At 60.5% G+C, this 12533-nt stretch carries 12 protein-coding genes; 4 read left to right on the plus strand and 8 right to left on the minus strand.

Translation table 11 applies throughout. The annotated features are described in order from the left end of the window. From NKG95_RS32430 to NKG95_RS32465, 8 genes are all read right to left on the minus strand, one after another. Window positions 1-199 (minus strand): IS66 family transposase (locus tag NKG95_RS32430; RefSeq protein ID WP_353043652.1); only part of this gene is annotated, 199 nt, incomplete at its 3' end. Between the two features lie 69 nt (window positions 200-268). Beyond that, on the minus strand, window positions 269-625 hold the full coding sequence (gene tnpB, locus NKG95_RS32435; RefSeq protein WP_352848922.1) for an IS66 family insertion sequence element accessory protein TnpB: 357 nt from the start codon (window positions 623-625) through the stop codon (window positions 269-271). After that, the gene (tnpA, locus tag NKG95_RS32440; RefSeq protein WP_352800600.1) at window positions 622-1002 is read right to left on the minus strand and encodes an IS66-like element accessory protein TnpA; all 381 of its coding nucleotides are present in this window, start codon (window positions 1000-1002) and stop codon (window positions 622-624) included. Before tnpA ends, tnpB begins: the two co-directional genes overlap by 4 nt. 1187 nt (window positions 1003-2189) lie before the next feature. Then, on the minus strand, window positions 2190-2426 hold the full coding sequence (locus NKG95_RS32445) for a DUF6074 family protein (protein ID WP_353043654.1): 237 nt from the start codon (window positions 2424-2426) through the stop codon (window positions 2190-2192). 798 nt (window positions 2427-3224) lie between these two features. Beyond that, window positions 3225-4424: a mandelate racemase/muconate lactonizing enzyme family protein gene (locus NKG95_RS32450; protein WP_353043656.1), complete on the minus strand. Its 1200-nt coding sequence runs from the start codon at window positions 4422-4424 to the stop codon at window positions 3225-3227. A gap of 18 nt (window positions 4425-4442) precedes the next feature. Continuing rightward, window positions 4443-5804 (minus strand): mandelate racemase/muconate lactonizing enzyme family protein, encoded by a 1362-nt coding sequence (locus NKG95_RS32455; RefSeq protein WP_353043658.1) that lies wholly within the window; start codon window positions 5802-5804, stop codon window positions 4443-4445. A 56-nt stretch (window positions 5805-5860) separates the two neighbouring features. Continuing rightward, the gene (locus NKG95_RS32460) at window positions 5861-7027 is read right to left on the minus strand and encodes a mandelate racemase/muconate lactonizing enzyme family protein (protein WP_352591035.1); all 1167 of its coding nucleotides are present in this window, start codon (window positions 7025-7027) and stop codon (window positions 5861-5863) included. A 55-nt stretch (window positions 7028-7082) separates the two neighbouring features. Then, entirely contained in the window at window positions 7083-7793 is a 711-nt protein-coding gene (locus tag NKG95_RS32465; RefSeq protein ID WP_353043660.1) for a GntR family transcriptional regulator, read from the minus strand. A gap of 208 nt (window positions 7794-8001) precedes the next feature. Here NKG95_RS32465 and NKG95_RS32470 point away from each other — a divergent pair, with 208 nt between their 5' ends. From NKG95_RS32470 to NKG95_RS32485, 4 genes are all read left to right on the plus strand, one after another. Next, window positions 8002-9480, plus strand: a complete 1479-nt coding sequence (locus tag NKG95_RS32470) for an ABC transporter substrate-binding protein (protein ID WP_031194862.1) — start codon at window positions 8002-8004, stop codon at window positions 9478-9480. 78 nt (window positions 9481-9558) lie between these two features. Beyond that, window positions 9559-10518 carry a carbohydrate ABC transporter permease gene (locus tag NKG95_RS32475; protein ID WP_352591041.1) on the plus strand — a complete coding sequence of 320 codons (960 nt, stop codon included), beginning with the start codon at window positions 9559-9561 and terminating at the stop codon, window positions 10516-10518. Beyond that, complete coding sequence (locus NKG95_RS32480; protein WP_031194860.1) at window positions 10515-11405, plus strand: carbohydrate ABC transporter permease; 891 nt, start codon at window positions 10515-10517, stop codon at window positions 11403-11405. The genes NKG95_RS32475 and NKG95_RS32480 overlap by 4 nt, the downstream gene beginning before the upstream one ends. 10 nt (window positions 11406-11415) lie before the next feature. Continuing rightward, entirely contained in the window at window positions 11416-12513 is a 1098-nt protein-coding gene (locus NKG95_RS32485; protein WP_353043663.1) for an ABC transporter ATP-binding protein, read from the plus strand. Window positions 12514-12533: the final 20 nt, after the last annotated feature.

Consider the following 12533-nt stretch of genomic DNA (forward strand, 5'->3'; position numbering starts at 1 on the left):
CGGCGGCCTCGAGTTGCTCGGCCTCTTCGAGCCCCAGCAGCAATTGATCCTCGGGGAGCGTCTCGGCACGACGGCCGAAGCGGTGGCGCTGCAATTCCTTGATGATCTGGATCAGCCGGGCGTTCTCGACGTCGCGCGCCAGGACCATCGCCTTCAGCGCGTCCGGATCGTCGGGAAGCTGGTCAGCTGTTATCGCCATGACAGGATCAGACCATATTCGCCGACAGCCCGCGACAGCGGAATACAGGCTGATTCACTTCGTCGCGGGTCAGCCGGCCTGGGCTGGAACGCGGGTCCGGCGCGCCTCATGGACGCGCCGCCAGTCGAGGCCTTCGAGTAGCGCCGAGAGCTGCGCGGCCGTCAGCCGCATCATGCCATCATGCACTTTCGGCCAGCGGAACTCCCCATCCTCCAAACGCTTGGCATAGAGGCAGACGCCGGTGCCGTCCCAGAAGATCAGCTTGATCCGGTCAGTTCGCTTCGCCCGGAAGACGTAGACGGCCCCACTGAACGGATCGGCCCCCATCGTCTCTCGCACCAGCGCCGCCAATCCCTCCGCACCCTTGCGGAAGTCGACCGGCTTCGTCGCCACCAAGACCTTGACCGCACCCGTCGGCCCGATCACGACGTCGCCTTCAGCGCGCGGATCACTGCGGCCACCGTCTTGGTATCGGCGCCCCGGCCGACGCGCATCGCGATGCCGTCGATCTCAAGCTCGATCATGCCCGCATCCCGGGTGGCTTGCCGTTTCCGCTGCTTCGCTGGACGCTTGGCTACAGGTTCCGGCGCCGTCACAACCGCCGGCACAAAGGCAGGAGAATCTTGCTGCACCGAAGCGACCTGTTTGCGCGCTTCGCGGCGCCAGGCGAAGACCTGCTGCGGCCTAAGGCCATACCGACGGGCGACCTCGGAAATGATTGCGTTCGGCTCCAGCGTCTCCGCGATGATCCGCGCCTTGTCATCCACCGACCAATGACGCCGACCGCCGGCACCGTTGATCACCTCGAAACGCCGAAGCTGCCGCTCCGGGTCAAGCGTAAGGTCAAGTCCAGACACAAGCCGATCTCCGATCCCAATACAGGATCGGCAACCTCACAGATCGCGACCACTCCCGAAAGGTGGTCTCACAACAGCGCTTACGATTGAGAATACCGTCCGGTATCTCGGCGTCGAAGTCGAGGATGCACTGACGCTGGCCGAGGGAACTGAAATCTGAAAGAGTGCGACCTCGCGTGAGCCGCGCGGGGTCGTCATCGCTTCCTACTCGGCCCTGCGGTTCAGCGCCTCATATCGGTCACGGCAATTGACCAGGCCGTTCTTAAAAAGCGGGCAACGCTGCTAAAGGCACGACCGCGCCGCCAGCGACGTTCTGTTCGATCTTGACTATTTTGCCTGCGGCCAGGGTCCGAGTCTCTTAAAGAGCGAATGGCCCGGGTTGCGCCCGCCGGATCCCCGGCCCTCATGGTTTTTTGTGAGCCCTGTATTCCGCCTCCCAGGGTAGCGCGTCGAAGTCGGGCGAATCTCCTGATCCTTGTAAGCGTCTCGCGAAACAAAACTGCATCGCGACCCCTCCATCACGCAGACGAATGGCGGAATGCCTGGGCAGCGGTAGAGGCCTACAATGACCGATGCTGAACTCTTCATGGTTGGACGTTTTCACAGCTTCAGATTGTCGTCTCCATCTGTTGTGATGAAGCAATCTACCTGAGTGCGGTTGACCGGTACGTGGGAAAGTTGGTTAGGACGACAACAGGTCAAGAGCCCATTGAGGTGCAAAGCGTGAAGCGTTTCGAAACGATACACCCATGCGGCACGTACCTTGCTTCGCTTTCATGATTTCGGGGGCGAATAAATGGCACTTTCACCGGACTGGTATGATGGCGACATGATCATCCAATGCCCACACTGCAACCGAATGCTTATCCGAACAGGTCGCCTGATAAAGAGCGTCAAGTCCTTGACGTGTGACGGTTGTGGCAATGAAATTAGGATGACCTACAGCTGTAAGATCGCCATCTTCGAAAAAGCACGCCGGTCACCTCACTGAACCTGACGGCCAGCCTGCCGACGGGGTAAGTCAAGCTGAGCCGGGCCTAACCGGGCGGGGGGCATGGACTAGTAACATGGCGCCGGCTGCTTCTGTTTTACGTTCCTTCGACTGGTCTTGCGCCGTACAAACAGATGATAGCCTAGCGTACTCGGCCGGAAGCCAACCTTTTGCAGGACTTAAGTGCATCGAAAAATCGATCAACCTCGGCGCGAGCCTCGAGTGTATTTTGTCCGCGCTCAGTAGCTACGGCTAAGAGATGCGTAGCGGTTACGTGCCACAGTGATGCCGCTTCCTCTTCTGAAAGCCGGGCAAATGCGTCGGCCACGATCCTGACGGAGGAAAGCTCTCGACTAATAGGGAACGCGGAAACTGACATGGAGCGTAATCCTCAATGCTGAGTCCCGGACATATCGCCGAAATTGAAAATTCAAGGTTAACGCAAAGGGCCACTAGACAGGTTGCGGTTTCGTAAGCGCCACGATAGTCCCAAACGTTAGGATAGATTGGGCTAAGACCGCGGTACCTGGCCGACTCGAGGGAGCGTCGACTCCGGATAGGTTAGACTGCGAAGAACGCAACAGACATCTAGGCTGGTATTTTTCCCCCGTTTTTGATCGCTTAGTGGCAATGGCAGCGAACGTGCCAGCCTTCATATCTTCCCAGCAAATGAAACCGGCAAGGACTTTACAGTTCCGGAGGCAATCGGCCACCTGCGACCACTGACACCTGAAGGCAAAGCGATGGCCGCCACCTATGTTCGGCGCGCACCTATTTGGTTCAGACGGAGCTGCGTACCACCCTGCAGATAGCGCCTTGGTTTCCCTGTCGCGCAATCGCCGACGACGCAGCTGAAGCTGACGCAGACCCGCCGACTGCGCCGTCCGCCTAGCACTGCCTTTCAAAATCATCATCCCTACCGCTACGCCTTGACCGCTCCCGGTCTCCTTCCTCTCCACCCGCGATATACGCGGCGCCGGCACCCGTCGGTGCCGCCATCCCCGCCATCCTCTGATCCGTCACCGGCAGCCCGCGCAAAATCCCACTAGATTGAGTCCGGTATCTTGGATTTGAAGCTACAAGCGGTCGTTCCGCTTCCGGCCCAGAAGTGGTCATTCCGGATGCCAATTTGCGTAGAGCGGTCCGCATGGTGCAGGGGTGGCGCAAGAAGCATGGTTCAGTCGAAGAAGCCTGCATCCTCTTCCCCGAGATACTTCCTGCCTGCTTCGGCGTCGATATCGAGGCCTAGCCCCGGGGCTTCCAGCAGGTCCACCATGCTGTCCTTCACGATCTGCGACGGCAGGCCGGTTACGAGATCCTCCCACCAGGGGTCGGAGGCGCTCGGGTATTCGAACGCGATGTAGTTGGCCGGCAGGGTGGCGCAGACATTGATCAGCGCGCCGAGGCCGAGAAGGCCGTTCGCGGTGCCGTGCGGTGCCATCAGGATCGAGTGCATATAGGCGTGCTCGGCGACCCATTTGAGCTCGGCAATGCCGCCAATATCGGCCGGATCGGGGCCGATGACGCGCACCGCCTGCGTTTCGATCAGCTCCTTGAAATTGTGCCGCAGGTAGATCTGCTCGCCGGTATGGATTGGCGTCGAGGTGGAGGTGGTCAGCTCCCGATAGGCCTGGGGATTGACCCACGGCACATAGTCGCCGGTCAGCATGTCCTCGAGCCACATCAAATTGTACTTCTCGACCGCGCGAGCGAATTTGATCGCATCGGGCAGCATCCAGCCCGGGCCGCAGTCGAGCGCCAGGCTGACCCTGTCGCCCAGCACTTCCTTCATCGCGATCACGCAGTCGAGCATGTGATTGAAACCGCGCTCGCTGATCACGCCCTGATCCATGGCGCCGTGATAGCCGGCCTTCTTCTGCGTCACGCCGTAGTGAAAGCCCTCGATGGTGTCCTTCATGTCGGAGTGGAACGAGATTCCCTGCTTGATCATGAAGAAGTTCTGCGGCTGCTCCATCATCCATTTGACGTCAGCGGCGTAATCCTCCGGCCGGTCGCCCGTGCGTTTCTGGCGGATCGAGCCGTTATAGACGCGCACCTTGTCGCGCACCTTGCCGCCGAGCAGTTTGTAGGCCGGCACGCCTGCGGCCTTGCCGGCAATGTCCCACAGCGCATGCTCGATAGCGCTTACCGCCGCGCCATAGGGCTTGAAAGAGCCGCGTTGGCGGATCTTCAGCATCACCCGCTCGACGTCGGTCGGGTCCTCGCCGATCAGCGCCTCGCGGAAATGCAGGACCCAGGGCTTGAGATAGGTCTTGGTGAACTCGACTTCGCCCAGGCCATAGAGGCCCTCGTCGGTGACGATGCGGACGATGGGATGCCTGCCGATGACGGCGCAGCGGAGGTCGGTGATCTTCATGTTCGGTTGTTTTTCGCCTCAGCTCCAGGTGCGGTCCCAGGAATACTCGTCGTCCCAGTGATCCGTGGGCTGCCAGATGCCGGTGACACCCGGCTGCAGATGCTGCGAGATCACCTCGTCGACGACGTCGTCAATCCCCAGGCCAGGTTTGTCCGGAACAGTGATAAAGCCGTCCTTCACGAGCGGCTTGGAAACGCCGGCGACGATATCGTCCCACCAGTCGACGTCGGCAGAGTGGTATTCGAGCGCCATGAAGTTTTCGGTCGCGGTCGCGACATGTGCCGCGGCCATTGCGGCGATAGGACTTTCGGCCATATGGATGGCCATGGCGACGCCGTGATCCTGTGCCATGTCGCCGATCTTCTTGGTCTCCAGAATGCCCCCGCTGGTTAGCAGGTCTGGGTGGATAACGGAGAGGCCGCCGCTCTTGAGCAGAGGCTCGAAGCCCTCCTTAAGGTAGATGTCCTCGCCGGTGCAGATCGGCACCGTGGTGGCGGCCTGCAGTTGTCGGTACTGCTCGGTGTACTGCCATGGGATCACATCCTCGAGCCAGGCTGGCACGTATTTTTCAATCCGCCTCGCGAGGCGAATACCGTTCTGCAGTGAGATGTGGCCGACATGGTCGATGGCGAGCGGAACATCCATGCCGATAATTTCGCGAACCTCGGCAATGTACTGCTCTAGCAGATCGAGGCCCTTGTCGGAAAAGTGGAGGCCAGTAAACGGGTGGGGGACACTATGCAAATCATACGCGGCATTGCGGGCGCGCCGCTCCTCCGTGGTCTTGACCGGGCCGCGGCCGGGGTGGACGCGGTACCCTTCAAGTGAGCCGGCAGGGGATACGACCGCACCGGGTACATCCGCGATCTGCATCAGCCCCAGATCCATCTTGAGGAAGGTGAAGCCAAGCGCCATGCGCTGCTTGAGGCGCTTGCCGGTCTCGGTGCCGCTCGGCACGGTCGCATCGGTATCGCAATAGAGGCGCACCTTCTCCCGAAACCGGCCGCCGAGCATCTGGTAGATGGGCACGCCATACGCCTTGCCGGCGAGATCCCACAACGCGATTTCGACCGCCGAGACGCCGCCGCCTTGCCGACCGTGCCCTCCGAACTGCTTGATCCGGCGAAACAGGCGGTCGATGTGGCAAGGGTTCTCGCCAAGCAGCCGGCTCTTCAGCATTAGCGCGTAGGTGGCGCTGGCGCCGTCGCGCACTTCGCCAAGTCCGACGATGCCCTGATTGGTGTAAATCTTGAGCAGGGTTGAGGTGAACGGCGCGCCGACGATTTCGGCTACCCGCATGTCGGTGATGCGAAGCTGGGATGGCTTGGAGTTCGCGTTCACCCGATTGAGCGCCTCGTCGGCGCCACCTGTTTGTGCCATGACTTATCCTCGTTTTCGGCTTGTCGCCCCGCACCCTGGGCCGGCATAGAGTGTTGCTAGCCCAACTCAATCTCGTGGGCCTGCAGATAGTCGCGGTCCATCTCAATACCGAGACCAGGCTTCGACGTCAGCTTGAGGCTGCCGTTCGAAATGTCGAGTGGTCTGTCGATCAGGTGATCGTATTTGCCCAGGTTCCACTCCGACGTTTCGAGTTTGTAGAAGTTGGGGACAGTCATCATCACCTGCGCTCCCGCAACCACATTGATCGGTCCCGCGGCGTCATGTGGCGAGACCGGGACGTAGTAGGCTTCGCAAAGGGCAGAAATCTTCTTGAGTTCGGTAATGCCGCCGGTCCAGGTGACGTCGGGCATGATGTAGTCGGCGAGCTTGTTCTCAAGTACCGGCACGAAATCCCACTTCGTGTGGCCGCGCTCGCCCCACGAGATGGCGGTATTGACCTTCTCACGCACCTGCTTGAGGGCGTTAAGGCTCTCGGGCGGGCAGGGCTCCTCAAACCAGTCGATCTGACCGGCTTCCTCGAGACTTCGACAGAGGCGAATGGCGGTGGGAACGTCGAAACGGCCATGGGCATCGATGAGAATGTCGACATCGGGCCCTGCCGTTTCACGGATCAGAGCCGTGAGTTCGGCGGCTTCGCGCTCGTCCTTGCGGGTCATGCTGCCATCGAGATAGCCGTCCCGCTGTTCGCGAGGCAGGCCATCGGCGCTGCGACCCTGGTGCGGGTACGGATCGAACTTGAGCGCAGTGTGTCCGGATTCGACGACGTCTAGAATTTCGCGGACCACGGCTTCCTTGCTGGTGAATTTGGCTTGGTTGGGATGGGTGTAGAGCGCGATTTCATCGCGTACCGGTCCGCCCAACAGCTCGTAAATCGGCTTGCCGAGGACTTTGCCCCGGATGTCCCAGAGGGCTATGTCGATGGCGCTCACGCATTCGACGGCGGCGCCGCGGCTTCCCATGTAGGTGAAGCTGCGGAAGATCTTGTGCCAGAGATGCTCGATACGCGCCGGATCCTCGCCTGTCACGGCGACGCCGATCTGCCGCAGGATCGTGCAGAGCGCGCGGTTGGCGAGCCTTGTGGTGGTGGTGATCTCTCCCCAGCCACTCACTCCCTCGTCGGTCGTCACTTCGACGAACAGGAACTCTCCCCAATAAGAAGCATCGGACTTGATCAGCCACGGCCGAATGCTCGTGATTTTCATCCCAACTACCTTTGTCTGAGAATGGTCAGGCTAACGAGGTTCTGGACTGGACATTCTATCCGGCCCGGGCGGCGTTGCGCGCACGCATCTGTTCGAGAATATGCCGGCCCGAGCCCTCGACATGGCGGGAGACGAGTTCGGCCGCCTTGTCGGCCTCTCCCGCCTTTACGAGCGCGATGAGCTCGCGGTGCTCGCGCATGATCGCGGCACGTCGCGCCAGCGTGAAGTTGAAACGACGGCTCACGGCTCGCAGCACTTCGCGATGCTTCCACCAAAGCTCGGCGGCGTGGCGGTTATAGTGCCGCTGGTACATCACGGTGTGGAAAGCGGTATCCAGCTCACTGTGCCTGAATGTGTCGGCGAAGTTGTTCTCTTCAATCAGGCCTTGGAGACGTTCGAGTTCGGCAATGTCCTCGCCGGTAGCCATATTCACAAACCATCGTGTCAGGGCTGGCTCGATCAGAACACCGATCTCGTAGATATCCCGGACAAAATCCTGATCAATGGGTCGGACGCGTGCCCCGCGGTTGGCGACAAAGATGACAAAGCCTTCGCCGCGCAACAGCTGCAGGGCCTCGCGCACAGGATTGGTCGAGGTGCCGTGACGCCGGGCGAGATCGGTGACCACAAGCCGTTCGTTGGCGGCGAGCCGTCCCTCGATGATGTCTTCCCTGATCAATTCATAAAGCGAGGCGCCCTCGCTGGAGGCTCCGATGGGATCGGTGCCCACAGGTGGCATAGCTTTGAAATCGCTTATTTCGACCAAGGCCGGCTCCCCAAGTTAATACATACCTTGCCCGATATCACACACGGCTTTCGCAAACAATGTACGATCTGGCGCGTTGACAGGCAATCCATGATCTGAAAACGTACCAAGGGATCGGGAGGATACATTGAGCATTCTCGCGATCGAAACGAGCAAGGACCGCTTTGCCTTGGCGCAGGGCGGCATGGGAGAACCAGGGAGGATACCTATGACGAGGATTACGCTCGGCAGTGCGGTCCTGCGCGGCACTGTCGTCACTGCTTTGATGGCATCCCTGATGCCCACATCGGCGCTGGCTGCGCCACCGGTCGACCTCAGCAAGTGGTCGCCGGAATATGTGCGCTCCATCGCCGGCACACAGGATTTTGACACGGCGGCCGATTGCGCCAAGGTCACCCCGCTCGACTACAAGGGGCGGCTGACTTTCTGGTATCAGGGCGTGTTCGAGGGCGACCCCGACCTCCTGCGCCAGTACTATAAGGATTTCTTCGAGACCTTCCGCAAAACCTATCCGAACATCCAGCTCGAGGAACAAGCCCTCACCTATAACGACCTTCTCGACAAGTTCCGCACGGCGCTCCTGGGCAATGCCGCGCCGATGGCGGTCCGCCTGCAAATCCTGGGTGGTACCGAGTTCGCCTCAAAGGGCTATCTGGCGCCGCTCAAGCCAGAGGATGTGGGGTATTCGACCGAGGATTTCTGGCCCGGCGCCATGAAGGCCGTGACCTGGGAGGGCGTGACCTACGGCATTCCGACCAACAACGAGACGATGGCGTTCATCTGGAACGCCGACATCTTCAAGCGTGCGGGCCTCGATCCGGACAAGGCTCCGGCAACCTGGGAAGACGTCGTCAAATATTCCAAGCAGATCCACGACAAGCTCGGCATTGCCGGCTACGGCCTCGTGGCGCGCAAGAATGCCGGCAATACGCCGTACCGTTTCATGCCACAGCTGTGGGCCTATGGCGGCGGCGTCTTCGACGAAGCCACCGCGAATCCGACCTATGAGCAGGTCCAGCTCGATAGTCCCCAGAGCAAGGCGGCGCTGCAAGCCTCCTACGACATGTATGTTCGCGACAAGTCGGTTCCGGTTTCGGCGCTCACCAACCAGCAGGCCGATAACCAGCCCCTGTTCGTCGCCGGCCAGCTCGGCATGATGATCTCGCACCCGTCCGATTACAACGTCATGCTCGACCTGCAGAAAAAGGCGACGGGCACCGACAAGGACAAGGCGCAGACGGTCATCGACAACATGCGCTACGGCCTGATTCCAACTGGCCCCGACGGCAAGCGCGCCGTCGTGTTCGGCGGCTCGAACATCCACATCCTGAAGCCCGAATATGTCGAGGGCGGCAAGGTAGACGAGCCTGCTGCAAAGGCTATCATCTGCATGTGGACGAGCCCTGAATGGTCGCTGAAGATGGCCTACGCCGGATCAAACCCAGGCAACCTTAACGGCTTCAAAACCAAGTGGATGAAGGAACGTCTGGACAACATCAAGTTCCTCGATGTCACGACCTCGATGCTGCCATACGGCATTCCGTTCCCAGCGCTGCCGCAGGCCCCCGAGATCATGAACATTATCATCCCGGACATGCTGCAGAATGCCCTGACCGGAGCGATGACCGTCGACGAGGCAGCGGACGACGCGGCCAAGAAGGTAAAAGACGTGATGGGCGGACTCTAGTCCAAGCCTGACCTACGACCTGACCGGCTGCGCCGCTGGCGCAGCCGCCTCGTTCCGAAGAATAAGGGCACGCCACAAGTGACGATCGTGACCGGCAAGGCCGAGGCTCGCCGAAGATTGCAACCCGGTACAGCCGGCACGCTGCGGAAGATCTGGGAGCATCGCGCGGACTACGCGTATGTGCTCCCGGCGATCGCCGTGATGCTCATCGTCATCGCCTATCCGATCTACTACACGGTCGAGCTGTCGTTCTTTAAGACACCGCCTGGTCTGCAGCTCCGCGACAAGACCTTCATCGGCTTCGACAACTACACGACGATCCTCACCAGTCAGGTGTTCTGGAAGGTCACCTGGAACACACTGATCTGGACGCTGGGGTCGACTTTCATCTCCTTTGTCCTGGGGTTTGCAACGGCGCTGGCGCTCCACCGCGACTTCATCGGCCGTGGTGTCATGCGCGCTATCCTGATCATCCCTTGGGTCATCAGTGCCGTCGCCGCCTCCTATATCTGGAAGTGGATCTACCATTCGGACTTCGGGATCATCGGCGCGGTGCTGGTCGGCCTCGGATTGGCCGACCGGCCGCCGAATTTCATCGACAATGTCAGCACGGTGCTGCCCTCCCTGATCGTCGTCAATATCTGGCGCGAGTTTCCGTTTGCCATGATCATGATGATGGCCGGCCTGCAGACAGTCCCCGACCAATTGCTGCGCGCCGCAAAAGTCGACGGTGCCAGTGCATGGCAGCGCTTTTGGCACGTCACCTTCCCGCACTTGCGCAACGTCTCGGTGGTGACGATGCTGCTGCTCGCAGTGGCCAACTTCAATTCCTTCATCATCCCCTGGATCATGACCGGCGGCGGGCCGTCGAACGCATCGCATATCTGGATAACCCACATTTATGAGCTCGCCTTCGGACGGCAGCGCTGGGGCGTGGCATCGGCCTATTCAGTGCTCCTGTTCCTCACACTGATGACACTGGGCTACTTCTACGTCCGTGCGCTAAGCGGCAACGAGCGGAAAGAGGGCAGCGCATGAGCACGATTGCCGAGACAGCCTCTCGAGCCCCGACCCGTCGCCGCATGCGCGTCGACGGTTGGCGGTGGGCCGGGCGCATATTCCTCGTGTTCATGCTGCTTTATACTGCGTTGCCGATGATCTGGATGCTGATCACCTCGATCAAGTCCGGATTCGCGGCGACGCAATTCCCGCCGCAATGGTGGCCGGACGAGCCTACCCTCGCCAGTTACCAGAAGCTGCTCGATCCGCAGAACAGCGTCGGCCAGGATTTCCTCCGCTTCTTCTGGAACAGCCTTTTCGTGTCGACCGTTACGACAATCCTTTCGGTGATCGTGGCTGTCCCTGCGGCCTACGCGTTTTCGCGCTTCAGTTTCCCCGGCCGGAATTTCCTGTTTTTTGCCGTGCTGCTGCGCAATATGTTCCCGGCGGTGATCTTTCTCGTGCCACTCTTCATCCTGATGCGCGCGATCGGGCTGGTGAACACGCACGGCTCGCTGATACTCACCTATCTCACCTTCGGCCTGCCGCTGGCGATCTGGCTGCTCAAGGGCTTTTATGACAACATCCCGGTGCAGCTGGAGCAGGCGGCGCGCATCGATGGCGCCACACGGTTCCAGGCCTTTATCATGATCGTGATGCCGCTCTCGACGCCGGGGATCATCGCCACCGCAATCTATTCCTTTATCGGCGCCTGGAACGAGTACATCTACGCCTACACCTTCCTCTCCAAGAACGAGCAGTTGACCCTTCCGGTTGGCATCCAGCGCTTCTTCTCGGAAAATACGACGGACTTTCCGGGCCTGATGGCGGCCAGCTTCATGATGAGCGTGCCCGTCGTGGTGCTGTTCCTGGTCCTGCAACGATACTTTGTACGCGCCCTTACAGAAGGCGCGGTCAAGCACTAGGGAGTTGCCGATGGCCCACGTGGTCCTCCAAGATCTCGTCAAGAGCTATGGCGGCTTCAAAGCTGTCAACCACGTCTCGCTGACGGTCAATGACGGCGAGTTCGTTGCGCTCGTCGGCCCTTCAGGCTGCGGCAAGACAACCACGCTCAATCTCGTCGCCGGGCTGACCCCGATCACATCGGGCGACATCATCATCGGCGAGCGGGTGGTCAACGACCTCGACCCCAAGGACCGGGATATCGCAATGGTGTTCCAGAACTACGCGCTCTACCCGCAGAAATCGGTCTACAAGAACCTGGCGTTCCCGCTTCAGATGCGCAAACTCCCTAGGGACGAGATCGACAAGAAGGTCAAGGAAGCGGCGCGAGTGCTCGACATGACGCATCTGCTCGAGCGCAAGCCGCGCGAACTTTCGGGCGGGCAGCAGCAGCGCGTGGCCCTTGGCCGTGCCCTCGTCCGCGACCCTGCGGTGTTCCTCATGGACGAACCACTCTCTAACCTCGATGCCAAACTGCGCGTGCAGATGCGGTCGGAGATCAAGCGCTTCCACCAGGACCTCAAGGCAACGATCATCTATGTGACGCATGACCAGCTCGAGGCCGTGACCATGGCTGACAAGATGGCGGTGATGAATGGCGGCTACCTGCAGCAATACGATTCACCGGCGCAGGTCTTTGCCCATCCGGTGAACATGTTCGTCGCCAGCTTCATCGGCAGCCCGGCGATGAGCCTTATTCCGCTGGAGGCATCGACGGCAAACGGCAGCACGGTGTTGACCGGCGCCGAGGGCTGGCGCCTTGAGCTCTCGCCGCGCAATGCCCAGAAGGTCGCGAGAGCGACGACCAAGAAAGTCGTGCTCGGCGCACGTCACTCGACGATCAAGCTCCACAAGAGCGCGGTCCCCGGTTCCATTCCGGCCAAGGCCTACACGGTGGAACCGACCGGAGACGTCACCTTCGTGCAGGCGTTCCTGTCCGGCGCCATCGTCAACGTCAGCGTGCCGCCGAACATTGCCGTCTCGCCGGACGAGCAGATCTGGCTCGAGTTCGACCAGGAGCGGATGCATCTGTTCGACGGCGAAACTGAAATGGCCCTCAAAGCCAACTGAGATAGGGCCGATGCGTGTGG

The sequence above is a fragment of the Mesorhizobium sp. M1423 genome, assembly GCF_040317575.1.
GTDB lineage: Bacteria > Pseudomonadota > Alphaproteobacteria > Rhizobiales > Rhizobiaceae > Mesorhizobium.